Annotated in this window: 11 protein-coding genes; 4 read left to right on the plus strand and 7 right to left on the minus strand. The window is 46.1% G+C overall.

Features of this window, described 5'->3' with window-relative positions; translation table 11 throughout:
• Positions 1-17: 17 nt before the first annotated feature.
• The 4 genes from ACZ42L_RS01295 to ACZ42L_RS01310 all read right to left on the minus strand — a co-directional run bounded on the left by ACZ42L_RS01295 (position 18) and on the right by ACZ42L_RS01310 (position 7,082).
• A complete protein-coding gene (locus ACZ42L_RS01295) occupies positions 18-3,410 on the minus strand; it encodes a SusC/RagA family TonB-linked outer membrane protein (RefSeq protein ID WP_464716402.1) in 3,393 nt (1,130 codons plus the stop codon).
• Positions 3,411-3,507: 97 nt separating this feature from the next.
• Positions 3,508-4,821 carry a transglutaminase-like domain-containing protein gene (locus ACZ42L_RS01300; protein ID WP_464716403.1) on the minus strand — a complete coding sequence of 438 codons (1,314 nt, stop codon included), beginning with the start codon at positions 4,819-4,821 and terminating at the stop codon, positions 3,508-3,510.
• A gap of 16 nt (positions 4,822-4,837) precedes the next feature.
• Entirely contained in the window at positions 4,838-5,992 is a 1,155-nt protein-coding gene (locus ACZ42L_RS01305; protein WP_464716404.1) for a dipeptide epimerase, read from the minus strand.
• Positions 5,993-6,026: 34 nt separating this feature from the next.
• Entirely contained in the window at positions 6,027-7,082 is a 1,056-nt protein-coding gene (locus tag ACZ42L_RS01310; RefSeq protein ID WP_464700038.1) for a C40 family peptidase, read from the minus strand.
• Between the two features lie 328 nt (positions 7,083-7,410).
• Between ACZ42L_RS01310 and ACZ42L_RS01315 the strand changes: the two genes are divergently transcribed.
• Positions 7,411-7,998, plus strand: a complete 588-nt coding sequence (locus ACZ42L_RS01315) for a DUF417 family protein (protein WP_464700040.1) — start codon at positions 7,411-7,413, stop codon at positions 7,996-7,998.
• Positions 7,999-8,119: 121 nt separating this feature from the next.
• Here ACZ42L_RS01315 and ACZ42L_RS01320 read toward each other — a convergent pair whose 3' ends face one another.
• Positions 8,120-8,968 carry a hypothetical protein gene (locus ACZ42L_RS01320; protein ID WP_464701622.1) on the minus strand — a complete coding sequence of 283 codons (849 nt, stop codon included), beginning with the start codon at positions 8,966-8,968 and terminating at the stop codon, positions 8,120-8,122.
• 267 nt (positions 8,969-9,235) lie between these two features.
• On the opposite strand from ACZ42L_RS01320, the gene ACZ42L_RS01325 reads away from it, so the two are divergent.
• On the plus strand, positions 9,236-10,018 hold the full coding sequence (locus ACZ42L_RS01325; RefSeq protein ID WP_464716405.1) for an SDR family NAD(P)-dependent oxidoreductase: 783 nt from the start codon (positions 9,236-9,238) through the stop codon (positions 10,016-10,018).
• Positions 10,019-10,241: 223 nt separating this feature from the next.
• Here the strand turns inward: ACZ42L_RS01325 and ACZ42L_RS01330 are convergent, their stop codons facing one another.
• On the minus strand, positions 10,242-12,758 hold the full coding sequence (locus ACZ42L_RS01330; RefSeq protein ID WP_464716406.1) for a thiol protease/hemagglutinin PrtT: 2,517 nt from the start codon (positions 12,756-12,758) through the stop codon (positions 10,242-10,244).
• A 231-nt stretch (positions 12,759-12,989) separates the two neighbouring features.
• Here ACZ42L_RS01330 and ACZ42L_RS01335 point away from each other — a divergent pair, with 231 nt between their 5' ends.
• Complete coding sequence (locus tag ACZ42L_RS01335) at positions 12,990-14,327, plus strand: MATE family efflux transporter (RefSeq protein ID WP_464716407.1); 1,338 nt, start codon at positions 12,990-12,992, stop codon at positions 14,325-14,327.
• 13 nt (positions 14,328-14,340) lie between these two features.
• On the opposite strand, the gene ACZ42L_RS01340 is transcribed toward ACZ42L_RS01335, so the two are convergent.
• Positions 14,341-14,907 (minus strand): helix-turn-helix domain-containing protein, encoded by a 567-nt coding sequence (locus ACZ42L_RS01340; protein ID WP_464703242.1) that lies wholly within the window; start codon positions 14,905-14,907, stop codon positions 14,341-14,343.
• Positions 14,908-15,227: 320 nt separating this feature from the next.
• On the opposite strand from ACZ42L_RS01340, the gene ACZ42L_RS01345 reads away from it, so the two are divergent.
• Positions 15,228-15,437 (plus strand): heavy-metal-associated domain-containing protein, encoded by a 210-nt coding sequence (locus ACZ42L_RS01345; RefSeq protein ID WP_464703909.1) that lies wholly within the window; start codon positions 15,228-15,230, stop codon positions 15,435-15,437.
• Positions 15,438-15,440 lie beyond the last annotated feature (3 nt).

Genomic DNA, 15,440 nt, shown 5'->3' on the forward strand with positions numbered 1-15,440 from the left:
ATGTGTTACTGTTAGGTTTAGAATGTAACTTGCAGACCTACCGACCAAGTACGGGTAATGGGGTAGGTACGTCCCCATGTGCCATAAGCGAGTAACCCTTGGCCTTCGTTCATTTCGGGGTCTATAGGCAGATTGCCGCTACCCTTGTAGAGCAGACAGAGATTGTCTACACTTCCATAGACACGGAGTTTCTGGATATAGAATTTCTTGGTGAGAGAGGCCGGCATGGTGTAGCCCAGTGTGATGTTCTTCAGACGGAGGTAGGCCATGTTGACCAGGTACTTGGTCTGCGGATAGTAGTTGTGCTCACCGCCGATGGGAGAAAGGCCGGGCACGTTGCCTGCACCTTCGTTTCCGGGGTAGAGACATGGGAAGTCGTTGCTTTCGCTGATATTGGTATTCTTGCCTTCGGGGTCGTAGACATTATATTTTGTCTGGTTGGCATAGATGGCAAGGTCGGCCTCACGCATTTCTGGGAAAGCAAATGCTGACTTAGTCCACATGTCGCGCTTGCCCACTCCCTGGAAGAATAAGTCGAGGTCGAAGCCTTTGTAAGTACCACCGACGCGGAAACTGTACTCGTAGCGAGGCAGAGTATTACCAATTACCTTTAAGTCTCCGTGGTCGTCGGCTGTTCCTTTACCACCGTCGATGACACCGTCGCCATTCAAATCCTTGAACTTGATATCGCCGGGACCATACACGAAGTTGTCGGTCTGGATGCCAACCTGGCTGGCTACGCCACTTTTATATTTCCAGCTACCGTCGGCATTCTTACCGTCAAAGTCGTTTTCGGTAAAATAACGGTCTGTTTCAAATCCCCAGATGTCTCCCCAGTTCTCACCTGCGTAGGCATAAGTCTTGGCATTGGCGTCGCCTACGATACCACCTGTATAGCCTATTACCTTAGCGGTATTGTTCCACTTCTGCACCTTAGCCTTGGAATCGCTGATGCTGAAGTTGGCATAGATGCCCAAATCCTTGTTGAGCTGCTTGCGATAACTGAGGGCAAGTTCCCAACCGCGTGAGCGCAGTTCGCCGGCATTGGTGTAGGGAGCGGTAGCACCTACACTGGCAGGAAGAGCTGTACCGGGAGCGAGCATGTTGGTAGTAGAGCGTTGGAACCAGTCGGCTGTCAGGTTCAAATCGCCATTGAGGAAACTCAAGTCGATTCCGGCATCAATGGTATGGATGCGTTCCCATGTGAGAGTAGAAGAAACCCATGATGGAATTTTAAATTGGGTTACCTTTGTACCACTGCCGTTCAACCATGTGATGTCTGATTCAGATTCAGGACTCAGGGTAGAGATGAACATCCAGTCGCCTACTGCCTCGTTACCAATCTCGCCATAAGAGAAGCGCAGCTTACCATTTGAAATGTACTGGTGAAGGTCTTTCCAGTAGGGCTCTTCGGTGAATCGATAGCCTACGGATACGGATGGGAAGAAAGCCCACTTGTCTCCGTTGGGGAAACGGGAAGAACCATCGTAGCGTCCATTCAGTTCAAGCAGATAGATACCCTTGTAGTCGTAGTTGATACGTCCGAAGTATCCGGCAGAAGCACGGTCGCCGGTCTCGGAATTGAGAGTAGCTTTTTTCAAATCGCCATAAGCCAGGTTGATTTCGGGATAGTTCTCATCATAAAGCTGTGTACGGCGTACATAGAAGTAGTCGGACTTGAAGTTCTCGCCGTTGATACCGGCCATGACGTTCAGGTTGTGGGCGTCGTTCCATGAGTGGGCGTAGTTGATATAGGCATTGGCAGTCCACTGTGCATTCTTCCTATTCCATCGTGTAGCGTTCGTTGTGCTGGGTTGGACTATGTCCACAGGTGCTGTTCCTGACCAGTTCATGCCGTGTACGCTGTGATTACTCGACTTGAAATTGAAGTTGTCTACCTTATATGTGTAGTCGGCATTGAGGGTAAGGTCTTTCGTAATGTTGGCTTTGATGTAGGCATTGAGATTTATTTGATCGTGGAAAGCATACATACGGGATGCCTGTTTCTGCATTGCTATGACGCGATAGTCGTTGACAGTACCATCTGCTTCCTGCATATAGCCTGACGGAATGAAGAAAGACCCCCAGCGCCATAAGTATTGGTAGATGTTGTTGTAAGCATTGGCACGGCCCATTTTCCGGTGTGTATAGTTCACTCGGAGACCGGCACTCAACCAATCGGTGATGGCGGTATTGAGATTGACTGTGGCATTATATTTGCTTCTGACACCCGGATTGAACTTCATGACATCCTGCTTGCTGCTGTAACCGTAGGCGGCATAGAATGTGGTACGACCGCTTGAACCGCTTAACGAAATGTCATGACTCTGCGAGGGGGCTGCATCGTTGTACCATATCTTCTGGATATCATAGTCAGCATAGTAGAGTGCCTGTTTGCCGTTAAAGAGATAGTCGCCTACATTACTGTCGCTCTGCCAAGGCTCCATAGCACTGTACCCCTTGCGACCAGAATGCTGCTCTTTCCATTTCTCGGCATAGGGGAGCAATTTGTCGAAGTGCATACCGAACAATTCTACAGCGCCTGAACCAGCTCTCTGCTTGGCTGCAATGGCAGCTTTCAACTGGGTGGGAACGTCGGGATAGTCGGGCAGATAGGTAGAATTGTCCCAACCCAATTTGCCATCGTATTTTACAGAGATTCTGTCGCCTCGTTTGCCTTGCTTGGTTGTGACCAGAATGACACCGAATGCGGCACGGCTACCGTAGATGGCAGAGGAGGCTGCATCTTTCAATACAGAGATAGAGGCAATGTCATTGCCATTAATCATCGAGAAATCTTCTACGGGAACTCCGTCGACAACAATCAGAGGTGAAGACTTCTGCTCGTTGGACAATGTACCCAAACCGCGTATTCTGATAGTGGGACTACCATCCAAATCACCGCTGGAACTCAAGATGGTCAATCCAGGGACAGAACCTTGAAGTGCTTTCGTTACGTCTTGTTCGGGGCGGCTGCCTAATGTCTTTTCGAGATCTACGTTGGCAACAGCACCTGTCAGGTTGACCTTCTTCTGTTGACCGTAGCCTACTACTACCACTTCATCGAGCAAAGCGTTGTCTTCTGTGAGTTTTATTTTCATCCCGTTAGATGCCTTTACCGTGGTAGTCTTATAGCCTAGGAACGAAATAGTAAGCTTGGCATTACTACCGGCTTTGAATGAAAAGTTACCATTGGCATCGGTAACAGTTCCTCGTGTAGTGCCCTGCTCAACAACACTGGCGCCAATGATAGGTTCACCTTGGTTGTCGACGACAGTACCTTGGACAGTTTCAGTCGTCTCACTCTTGTTAACAAACTGAGGTGGATTAGCTGCGTATGCAGAAGCCAATGTCCCCATCGTGCTACCATAGAGAAGTAGTGCACTGATAAGTGTGATTTGTTTTTTCATAAGCGATGCGTTAAAGTTATTGTGATATTATTGTTTTTCGTCTTTATATGGTTGCTGGCAATGTAGTAATGATTCGGTTCTCATGGTGTAAGGAGCTTTAGATGTCTCGTCGCTCCAGATTCCACGACCATTGGTCGAAATATAGATTGCCACCGCGCCATTCCACTTCGCCACGCTGGAAGTCGACCGTTTCACTTCGTGGATAGGTTTTGGCAGGATAGAGTGGCATGCCGAAGTCTTGGTTGACGACCATACGCCACGAGTCTATGCCACCCAGGAAAAACCATTTCTCTTGCTCGTTTCGGGCATAAGAGGGAATGCCGAAAGACATATCTACAGGTATCCAACCGACGCCTTCAAAGTATATTTCACACCAGTCGTGCAGGTTTTCGTTGTCGGGATGTAGCATGAAACCACTTTGAAAGTGTGAGGGGATTCCACTGATGCGACATAAGGTGGCGAATAACAGGGTGACTTGGCCGCAATCACCATGCTTGTTGAGTACTACGTATTCTGGTATATTCTCAATAGTGGAATATTCCCTGGCAGATGCCCAAGGATAGTTGGCATCTATATAGGCAAAGATGCGGCGAGCCTTCAGAAGTGGATTGTTCTCTCCACGTGTCAGACTGTCGGCCAGATGGCGTAGCACAGGTGTGAATACCATGTGCCGGTCGCGCTCTGAGGTGTATTGCTTATAAAGTTGGCTATGAATGTTGTATGGCTTGATTTGTTCGGGGGTAAGTCCGGCCCAATAGCCATAAGTGCTATATTCAAAAGTCTCTGAAAAGATTGTGGGGACACCGGCTTTGGCCCGTTTCTCCATATAGAGGGTGGAGTGGGCGTGTTCTTGGGGTGAACGCTGGTATTGTTGCTCGCTTGTACTCAACAGCTTGACATCGGTCTGGCGGGCAATATCGGTCCTTGGGAACGGTAACCAACATCTGATGAGTTCTCCTTCAGGCACAGCATCCGGCTTCACGGTCAGGGTATAAGTAATCCTGATGCGTTTCGGCTCTGCCATACGAGTGGCTTTATCGACGTTTTGAATGATAAGTGGTACGTTGGTTTTGTCTTTCTCTTCATAGCCTTCTTGTGGCAAACCTTCCTTCTCTGCTTTGATACGAATGCAGTTTTTGTCAATTCTGAATAGGTTGGGGGCTGCATGATGGAAATATCGTTTCTGTCCGTCTATAACCATACTCTCCAACGCATGAGATTTTTCCCATACGTCAATCTGCTCGTCTGTCACATCCGGAATAAAACGTTGGATGTAGGTCTTGACTTCGCTGCGAGTCTTATCGAAATCGAGTAATAGGCGACGATGCAAATCTTCTTCCCATGAGTAGGCATTTGCCGTGAATGAGCCGACGGCAAAGAGGGATAGTAAGATAAGGCACGGAAGACGCATGCTGTTTGTTTTTAGGTTATATTTTTACAACTCCGATACCCGGACGGTCGGGCAGTGTAATCTTTCCTTTTACCACTTCCATTCCTTTGAAACGGTCGTTCGAGATGAGTAGGTTTCCATCTAGGTCGGCAAAGTCGACCGCAGGAGCGAGTTGGGCAGCTGCACTGACGGCACAGGAGGTCTCGGTCATGCAGCCCACCATTACTTTCATGCCGATGGCACGCGCATAGTTCAGCATCTTCCAGGCCTCGCGCATACCGGTACATTTCATTAGTTTGATATTGATACCGGAGTAAGTTCCTCTCACGCTCTCAATATCTTTCAATCTCTGGATGGCTTCATCAGCAAAGATTGGCAGCGGGCTATGCTCCGTAATCCATGCAATATCGTCTTTCTTCTCTTTGGGCATGGGCTGCTCTACCATCACAATAGATTGCTCTTTGAGCCAGAAAATCATGTCGAGAGCCATCTGGCGATCTTTCCACCCCTGATTGACATCCACGGCAATGGGCAAATCTGTGACGCTTCTGATGGTCTGAATCAGCTCCTTATCGTTGTCTCTGCCGAGTTTCACCTTTAATATATTGAACTTATTGGCACATTCCTTGGTTTTCTGTCTGACTACTTCGGGGGTGTCGATGCCGATAGTAAAGGTGGTCGACGGAGCTTTCTGTTTGTCCAATCCCCATATCTTGTACCAGGGCGCACCTAGTAATTTGCCCACAAGGTCGTGTAAAGCGATGTCGACAGCAGCTTTGGCAGCAGAATCGCCTGGGGACAGACTGTCTACATAGGTGAGTATATCTTCCAGTTGGAAAGGGTCGCTGAATTGGCTCAAATCCACTTTTTGCAAGAAATCAGTGACGCTCTGTACGGTTTGTCCCAAATATTGGGGCATGGAAGCCTCGCCATATCCGGTGATGCCTTCGTACTCTATCTCTACTTGAACATCAGGAGTCATTGTGCGAGAGTAGGTTGCTACCGTGAATACATGGCGCAGCTTGAGGTCGTAAGGGAAGAATCTCATTTTGAGTTTACCTGATTTCCTTGTCCGATTGACGTTGATTTCGGGAACAGTCATCTGCTTGATGGCATCCATCTTGTCTATAGAGATGGCCGCACCCAGTGTAGCCAATGCTGTTTTCTTGATAAAATCTCGTCTGCTGCTCATCGTAATCTGGTATTTCTATCTCCTGGCCAGGAGCTTATTGATAATAGGTGTTGTGGGCTGTGGTCGTCATTTCCTCTTCCTTATTGATATAAGGTAAAATGCGTTGTGCCCATAGAAGACGGTTCAAATCATATTCGTCGTATTCCTTATCGCTTGGATTGAAACTGGCAATATGTACAAATCCCAGTGAATGGATGAATTTCTTGTTACCAATATATATACCCACATGAGAGACACGAGACTTGTTGGTCTCCATATTCTTTGTGCCGAAGAAGACCAAATCGCCCGGTATTAAATTCCCAAAGTCAGGTGCAATGTCAATGTGTTTGCCTTTGTAAGCTTGTTGTGAGGCATCGCGTGGAATGATGATGTCGTGCATGAAGAGGGTAGTACGTACGAAACCACTGCAATCAACGCCCTTGGTGCTCGTTCCGCCCCACATGTATGGGAGTCCCATCAGACTTTTCCCTGTGGCAATAATGCTTTGTGCGTCCTGCTTCAAATGTTTACGCCAATGACTCAGTAAGTCTCCGTCGGCTTTCTTCAAATATCCCTTTCGGCCATCTGGATAGGCCACATGGTAGAAATGTTTGGTAGTGTTCAGTAGTTTGAAGCGGTTTCCAGCCACCACATCGCTCACTGTCTGGGAGCTTGATTTGGGTTCAGAATAAATCATGCCATAGATACTTGTCACGACCACTTGTTCTGAACCATTCCATTCTGCATGCTGCTTGTCATTGATACGTGTAACCGTTCGCGTCAATGTCCAGCCCATATAATTCTCCGGAGTCTGAATCTTTGTCCATTCATGGCTTTCTGCCAATATTCTGACAGGCATCCCTAGTAGAGCTTGGGAAACCTGTCCGGAATTGTAGTCATCGGCTTGTCGCATGTTGCACACAGAGACTGTGACGATTCCCCAACTCTCCGTTGGATGTGTAACAGGATTTTCTGAAAGCTTTGAAGAGCCTTTCTTTTGCCGCATGAGGGGGCGTACAATTCCCTCTAAGGCATGAGCCTTTTCCAATATCAGTGTCGAACCGACAGTGGCAAGAGCTGCTTTCTTAAGAAAATCTCTTCTTGTGTACATGGTTATAGGCTTATAGATTTGTTGGGTACTAAAATACGGTAAAATCTAAATGTTTGCAAAGAAATACTGCTAAGTATATGTAAAATTAACATACGGGAACTCTTTTTTACTTTTGGTAGTTTTGTTGGTAGCTAGATAGGAGGATTTATGTATTGTGGCCAGCAATCTATATTGCCTGTTTTCAGGGCAGTGGCATCCCACGATTGTGGGATTTTTCGGGGTGAAAGATAAAATAGTATTCACTTCTTGTACGATATATTATCAAGATGATGTATATTTGCCGACAGAAATAATTTATAGTAATAATTTTATATAAACCAACAACAAAATGATTAAGAAAATAGCATCTCTGGTGACCGACGGACTTACACTCGCGGCATCTCTCAAAGGTTTGGGTGTTCATCTCATTCGTGTGGCCATCTTTATTATCTTTATATGGATAGGCGGACTCAAGTTTTGGCATTACGAGGCCGAAGGTATCGTACCGTTTGTTGCCAACAGTCCTTTCATGAGTTTCTTCTATGCCAAGGAAGCCCCCGAATATAAAGACTATAAACTCAAAGAGGGTGAGTTTGATCAAGTAAAGCGTTCGTGGCACGAATCAAACCGTACTTATATCTTTTCACGCGGACTCGGCATTGCCATCATGTCATTTGGCTTGCTCACACTATTGGGTATTTTCTGGCCTAAAGTAGGATTTATTGGCACAGGTCTGGTCATTATCATGACCTTTGGTACGCTATCGTTTCTTGTCACCACTCCCGAATGTTGGGTGCCTGATTTAGGTAGTGGTGAGCATGGTTTCCCGTTACTAACCGGTGCCGGTCGACTAGTTATAAAAGATGTGGCCATATTGGCCGGCGCTGTGGTGGTGTTGGCCGACTGTGCACAACGTATACTTGCTGACAAGAAATAGTCTGTGGAAATATCGTAAACAAAAAACCTCCGAAAGTTGTTCCATCACTTTCGGAGGTTTTGCATTTATAATTATCAGTGTTTCTATCTTTTGTGATAGAAAAGTTATATTTAATATCTTCTTAAGGAGTTAGAATGTTTTTCCCGTGATAGGTAATCAGTCCGTTTATTGATGATTCAACAATCGTTGTGGGAGTAATACCGAATTCGTCACATACTTCCAATAAGAATCCAGAATAGGTGTGAGCCACATTACCGATAAAACTGATAGGGTAGTCGTGATATGGAAATTGCGATACATTGCGATTAAAGAAACAGCGGAAGTTTTTGGTAATCAGCCTGTGTACGTATTCGTTAGAGGTGTAAGGCGTCAGGAAGAGAGCCACTTTAGCCAAGTAATAATTGGGTCTTGGCTCATTGTATACGGCGTGCATCACTTCGTCAGCATTCGTATTGTTCTCCAGATAGAAGGCGTTGACCAATTCCTTGGGTGCAAGGTTTTTCATGACGTCAGAGAGAAAACTCTTACCGATGGCCGAGCCGCTGCCTTCGTCGCCCAAGATGAATCCACATGTTTTAACGCTCGATACGATTTGCTTCCCGTTGTAGAGACATGAGTTCGAACCGGTGTCTAGGATACAAGCGATGCCGGGACTGTCTTGGCAGAGTCCTCTGGCAGCTGCAACGAGATTACTCTCTACGGTTACCGGAGTGCGGAATTGGGAAATCAGAGATGCTTTGACTGTATTCTTACGTATTTCAGTGTCGCATCCTGCACCATAAAAATAAATATGTTGAATCTTCTTGTGGAAAAATTCCTCAGGGAGTCCGAGTCTGATACTTCTACTAATTTCTCTTCTATTTTGGAAATAGGGGTTCAAACCATCAGAGCGTTGTTGCTCCACAATCTTGCCATTTTCAATCAGCACCCAGCTAGTGTGTGAAGAACCACTCTCAGCAATTAGTTTCATCATGATCGTCGTATTATCTTAAAGTTTGAAGGTCTGTAAAAGTTTACTACAGCAAAATTATAAAAAAAAGATATAATTAACGCAGTTGTTGCGAAATATTTGCAACCATTACCAAAACTATTTGTATTAGGCTGCTATTTCAAGAAAATTGTTATTTTCTTAAATGATGTTAAGCAGAGAATCACGTGCCTGTTTTTTTACTATGTTTGCAAATAAAAAATAGAATTTAAAAACAGACTATACATTATTCAATAAAATATATATTAGGTGAAAACTAAACTAGTTTTAATTACAGGAGCTACTAGTGGAATCGGCGAGGCATGTGCCCGTAAGTTTGCACAGGGTGGCTATCGTCTGATACTGACAGGGCGAAATGAGCAAAAGTTGGAGAACTTAAAGGCTCTGTTGGAAAAAGATGGGGTACAAGTCAAGCTGTTGAAGTTTGATGTACGCGACCGGCAGGCTGCTAAGATGGCACTGGAGTCATTGGATGGAGACTGGAAAGCGATAGATGTACTGATTAACAATGCCGGTCTGGCTTTAGGTTTGACAAAGGAGCATGAGGGCGATGAAGACGATTGGGAGACTATGATAGATACCAATATCAAGGGATTGCTCACAATGACACGCCTCATTGTACCTGGGATGGTAACGCGAAATCATGGCCACGTTATCAATATCGGCAGTGTGGCAGGCGATGTGGCATACGCCGGAGGCAATGTGTACTGTGCCACCAAGGCTGCTGTGAAGACGCTGACCGATGGGTTGCGCGTAGATTTGGTCGATACCTGTGTGCGCGTGACGAATGTAAAGCCCGGCTTGGTAGAGACCAATTTCAGTGTCGTACGTTTTCATGGCAATCAGCAACAGGCCAATCAGGTGTATCAGGGCATTCAACCTTTGAAGGGTGACGACATTGCCGATGTAGCATTTTATGCAGCGTCTGCCCCTGAACATGTGCAGATTGCCGAGGTGCTGGTATTGGCTACGCATCAGGCCAACGGCTACACCATCAGTCGTGATGTGAATCGCGAAGAGCATTTGTCTTGAAGTCAGACCGAATAGTAGTGGAAGTACAGGATGATTTACTATTCTGTAAAGAAAGGTATTCAAACTGCAATAGGTCCTAGCTTAGGTAAAGGAGGAATTCAGGAGATTCCGCAGGTTTCTCAAACCTGAACTGAGGGCGCCATTATTGGCGCCCATTTTTTATTCAGGTCATAAAGGTTCATAGAGATATCGGGCACATAGATTGTGCCACGGTTGCGTAATGCTATTTCATAATGCGCATGACTTTGCGTTCGTTATTATATTGTGTCGCTATAATGTAAATGCCAGAACCCAAGTGCGACAGGCTTATTTCATGATGACCTGCCTGCAAGTGTTGGCGACTAAACACCAAAGTGCCATTAGCTGAATATACAGCCAGTGAGGGCAACAGTTTGTCTGTATCGATGGTGAGCGTTTGGTTGTCGCGCTGATAAGTCGCCTTATATCCCTCACTGCCATTGTGACTGTGTATATCTGTGGTGAAGTCACGCATCAAAACTTGTTGCCTGTGCACCCACTCATACTCTTTCTTTCCCTCATTATAGACTTCCGTAACAACGCGATAGCTGTGTCCTGCTGCCATTTTGCTAAGATGGTCTTTCATTGAGAATATCGGTAGTGGGGTAGGGGCGCTCGCCCCAGGAGCAAGTACATAAGGTTTGTTCTCCAAGTTCAAGCGTTGTTTGCTGTCAACATCCTCCAGCATATAATGCAATTCGCCCTTAAATTCTTTTTTGCCCATATTGATAGCCTTGGCAAATATTTGCATGTCGAGATGCTGCTCTACAGAGAGTTTATCCTCAAGCATTTGTACGTAACCATTTGTAATATAAGTTCCCATGTAGTTCAGATAGGCATCTTTCGAGGTATTCCATACTTTTACTTTAAGAGGTGTCTCCAGCTGTGTAAGTTCATGTTTTCCATTATTGGTCGTAAGCTCCTGGTAATCAAACATAAAGTGCAGTTCATACTCTCCTGTTTCCATTTCAGAAGGGAAATCAATACTGATTTTTCTTGTTTGCTCTGTATTGTCCATAAAACGGTAAGTAGAGTTAACAGGCTGGTAAGTATATTCCTTTCCTTGGCCCTTTAGCACTATTTGCAAGTCTCCTTTAAAGTGAAGCGTAGACATGTTGGCTATGCGTATGCTATATTCTGCAAGTGTACCACTCGGCACTTCCATAGCTCCCGTAGGAGTGTTGACAAGCTTCAATGCCGGTATGTCTGTACGTTCTATCACCGAAACCTTATCACCTGCAACCTGAATCTTGATATAGCAAGCCCGTCCTGTCTTATGCCATTCTGTTTCCTTGTCTATAGTCATCGTCATAGGATGGAGATAATAGACACCATCCTGAAGATTCTCAAAGGTTATTTTCTTATTTACTTTGTAAAAGCAAGTTCCAAGTGGAAGGGCTGTCTGGGTATATTCATCTCCAAAGTCAATTGTCTCGATAGGTTTCTCGTCCAGTCGTTTGAATATGCCGATACCTATCCTTGACTTAAACTCTTGCGAAGAACTGAAGTTACCGATATTTTCGAATTTCAGTTCTAATCCTTCTTGACGGGTCGTTTCTGTCCTGTCAGGACAGATATAACCGTTTTCCTTAAAATCAAAAGCCATTCTTAGTGATTCCAGTTTTTTTGTATCGGGCTTGTTAGGGTGTACACGGATGAATCTCTGTGTCCTCACGAAGCCACCGATACCACTGCCACCAGCACCTCGTTCGTTGGGATTGAGGTAGCTCAGGTCAAAATATCCATCAGAAGCTCCGCCCCATCCCCAGTTCATAGAGAAGAGTCCCTGCTCATCAAAACCGTCGCATACCCACGCATGGCCCATACCCGAAGTCTCAGGACTTCCACTGAAAACTACGGGGAAGCCATCTCGAAGTTCATTGCGGAGTGTTTCCATAAAAGCGGCAGAAGACATATATTCGCGTTGGATTAAGTCGGCTTGATAGTCAAAATAGTTCTTCAGCGCATCAACAGCGTTGTCTATATGTGCGCCACTGGCTTCTGGCTTAAAATCCATTCGCACGCCTACGCTTACGTCGTACATCAGTTTGGCTACAGCTGTTCTTGCTTCGGGCTCTTTGCAGTCCTGTGTCATCTTGTCCCACTGGTAGACTGATTTCTCGAAATTTACCTGTTGAAGTCCATAAGAAAGTTCCCCCCTACGATATGATGGCGTATAGCTATATTCTCCCTTACCTCTTTTAGGCCATTGATGATAGTTCATGACTTGGCTTACAGCTGTTGCCACACAGCCGATTGGAGGTCTGCGACCATCCAGCAGAGGGGCCATGTCGTTATAAGGACTATCCTGATTCCATTTGGTTTTCAGCAAAGGTCCTACCGATTGTTTCGTAGCAGTGGCCTCATAATGTACATTGGTAGTGCCGAGGGCCTTAACATATCGTTCATAGTCAGCCAGATAGACTTGCAAAGCCGGTGGCATAGCTGCCATATTGATACGACCTGTCTTCGAATATCCCACGACTTCATTCATTCTGCCATCGCCCGCAACAATGACAAAGCCACGGCCGTCGGCATCATTGAATATGTAGTAGCTTGATTTGGCCGACTCCACAGCACGTGTGTGTGCTTTCTTGGCCACCTTATCTATATATTTGGATGCAATTTTGGCAGCCCGGCGCGAAGTGATGGGCTGTGCCTGTAGAAAGGAGGGCAAAACAAGTAAGGCGGCTAAAACCGACAAAAAAGCTTTTCTGTTCATTTTGTTTAATGTTGAATGATGGCTCACATACACTTTGACATGTATATTATGGTGAGTCTCGATAGATTTATAAATTACTGTATTTCAATTAATATGCGAGATAAATCGCTCATAGTGTCTGCATTGTCATTACCATAAACAGCGATGACAGTGATAACTTTTGCAAAGGTACTAAATTTTTATCGAACTTGATTCCAAACCCAAATATAAACCGTAACTTTGCTATTGAATATGAAGCAACAAGACAATTATACCTTCTTGACTACCGCCCCTATTCACAGAGTGATACTGACGATGGCCATCCCTACGATTGTGAGCATGCTGGTGACCAGTCTTTACAATATTGCCGATACCTTCTTCGTAGGTCAAATCAATACGCAGAGTACGGCAGCAGTGGGTGTCGTGTTCTCAGTTATGTTTTTCATCCAGGCCGTCGGGTTCTTCTTCGGTCACGGTTCGGGCAATTATATATCGAGAGAGTTGGGGGCTAAGCATATGGAGAATGCCGAGCGAATGGCCAGCAATGGTTTTTTTCTGTCTTTGCTGACGGGTTTTTTGATTCTCATCGTGGGCGAATGGCTGCTCACTCCGCTCTGTATATGGCTTGGCAGCACGCCCACCATTCTTCCTTATGCAGAGCAATATATGGGTATTGTCTTGCTAGGTGCTCCTCTGCTCACGTCGTCGTTGACACTGAACAATCAGATGCGATTGCAGGGAAATGCCCGTCTGGCCATGTATGGTATTGTGGCAGGAGCTGTTTTCAATGTGTTGCTCGACCCTCTGTTTATCTTCGTATTCGATATGGGAGTGTCCGGTGCGGCTGTAGCTACGGTCGTAGGTCAGGCCGTCAGTTTCTTCATTTTGCTCCACATGACCCATCGTTCTGAGAATATCAGTATCCGTCTGCGATTGTTTTCGCCCACGTGGCAGGTCTTGAAAGAGATATTTTACGGTGGCTCGCCCTCGCTGTCTAGGCAGGGATTGGGCTGTGTAGCCACGATTTCACTCAATGTCGTGGCTGGCCGGTATGGCGATGCTGCCATTGCAGCCATGAGTATCGTGAGCCGAATCACGATGCTCGTCATGTCGGTGGTCATAGGGTTGGGACAGGGATTCCAGCCGCTTTGCGGTTTCTGCTACGGTGCTAAGCTCTACAAGCGGTTGTGGAGTGCTTATGGTTTTACGGTGAAGGTGGGTACATTGTTTCTCCTGATATTCTCAGTCTCTTGTTTCTTGTTCAGCGAGCAGGTGATAGCTGTGTTCCGAAACGATGCCGATGTCATAGCCATAGGTGCTGTGGCGCTCAACTGGCAGTTGCTCACATTGCCTCTGTTGGCTGTTATCCTGATGAGCAATATGCTTACCCAGACTTGTCGGAAACCGCTTCGGGCCAACATCTTGGCAGCAGCCCGACAGGGACTTTTCTTTGTTCCCTTGATTCTTACGCTCCCTTCTTTTTACGGTTTAAAGGGGGTGGAGATGTGCCAGGCATGGAGTGATGTCTGTTCATTCCTGCTTACTGTACCTGTGATGATTTATACTTATCGCGAGTTTTTTGCGAAATAGGAGAGCAGTATGCCTAAACTTGGTCCAAGTTTTTCCTGGTATTCTCTTTCAAATTCTTGAATTGGGTGGGCGTCATGCCCGTTACGCTCTTAAACTGACTGCTCAGATAGGCCACGCTGGAGTAGTTCATTTGGTGGGCTATCTCTGTAAGCGACTGTTGGTCGTATCTGATAAGCTCTTTCACACGCTCGATGCGCTGCATGATATAGTAGCGCTCAATGGTGAGTCCTGTCACTTCGCTGAAGAGTTTGCTTAACAGACTGTAGTCGCTGTGCAGCCGGTCGGCCAGATAGTCGCTCAGGTTCATGTGGCTGTCTCCGTCTGTATAGCGTATGAGCTTGATGATGGCAGCCTTGATTTGTTCGATGGTCTGTTGCTTCTTGTCGTCGAGCAATTCGAATCCGAGGGCTTCCAGACGTCGACGCAATGTCTCGCGCTGGCGGTCGTCTATGGTTTCTTCTATGCGCACTTCGCCCAGTTCCACGTTCAGGGGATGCAAGGCCAGTTGCTGAAGCGTTTGCGATACGGCCATCTTGCAGCGGTCGCAAACCATATTCTTGATGTATAATATCGTCTCCATCTTGTTACAAAGATACGCAGACTCGCGGGAATTGCCAAACCAATGTTGCACTATTATTAATTATGGTGTTCTTAACTCTTGCTAGTTCGTCTGCTTGTATCTCGTCTACCCGACACACTTAAAAAACTGCAAAAGCTCGGCAGCATTGCTGTCTGGGCTTTGCAGCACTGCTGTTCGGCCTTTGCAGCGTTGCTGCCGAGGTCTTGCAGTAAATCGAGGTGTGAAAGGTTGGCGGAATATTATAAATTATATCCATCATTACATAACATGGATAGGATGGAAACGGTGTATCTTTGCATCTATAAACTATTAATATGACGATGATGAATAAGACGTTTCAAGTAAATGGTATGAAGTGTGTACATTGCAAGGTCAATGTGGAAAATGCAGTAAAGGCAATGGCCGGAGTGACCGGTGTAGAGGCCGATTTGGAGAATAAGAGCCTGACGGTGGATTTCGATGAGGCCCAAGTGACGGTCGAGGGCATTAAGACGGCGGTAGAGAATGCCGGTTATGAGTTTGTAGGATAGGAG

Source organism: Prevotella mikamonis, from assembly GCF_055381405.1.

What these genes read in the sequence shown, in the direction of transcription:
- ACZ42L_RS01295 (WP_464716402.1), bottom strand. Translation starts at nt 3,410, where the DNA reads ATGAAAAAACAAATCACACTTATCAGTGCACTACTTCTCTATGGTAGC.
- ACZ42L_RS01300 (WP_464716403.1), bottom strand. Translation starts at nt 4,821, where the DNA reads ATGCGTCTTCCGTGCCTTATCTTACTATCCCTCTTTGCCGTCGGCTCA.
- ACZ42L_RS01305 (WP_464716404.1), bottom strand. Translation starts at nt 5,992, where the DNA reads ATGAGCAGCAGACGAGATTTTATCAAGAAAACAGCATTGGCTACACTG.
- ACZ42L_RS01310 (WP_464700038.1), bottom strand. Translation starts at nt 7,082, where the DNA reads ATGTACACAAGAAGAGATTTTCTTAAGAAAGCAGCTCTTGCCACTGTC.
- ACZ42L_RS01315 (WP_464700040.1), top strand. Translation starts at nt 7,411, where the DNA reads ATGATTAAGAAAATAGCATCTCTGGTGACCGACGGACTTACACTCGCG.
- ACZ42L_RS01320 (WP_464701622.1), bottom strand. Translation starts at nt 8,968, where the DNA reads ATGAAACTAATTGCTGAGAGTGGTTCTTCACACACTAGCTGGGTGCTG.
- ACZ42L_RS01330 (WP_464716406.1), bottom strand. Translation starts at nt 12,758, where the DNA reads ATGAACAGAAAAGCTTTTTTGTCGGTTTTAGCCGCCTTACTTGTTTTG.
- ACZ42L_RS01335 (WP_464716407.1), top strand. Translation starts at nt 12,990, where the DNA reads ATGAAGCAACAAGACAATTATACCTTCTTGACTACCGCCCCTATTCAC.
- ACZ42L_RS01340 (WP_464703242.1), bottom strand. Translation starts at nt 14,907, where the DNA reads ATGGAGACGATATTATACATCAAGAATATGGTTTGCGACCGCTGCAAG.
- ACZ42L_RS01345 (WP_464703909.1), top strand. Translation starts at nt 15,228, where the DNA reads ATGATGAATAAGACGTTTCAAGTAAATGGTATGAAGTGTGTACATTGC.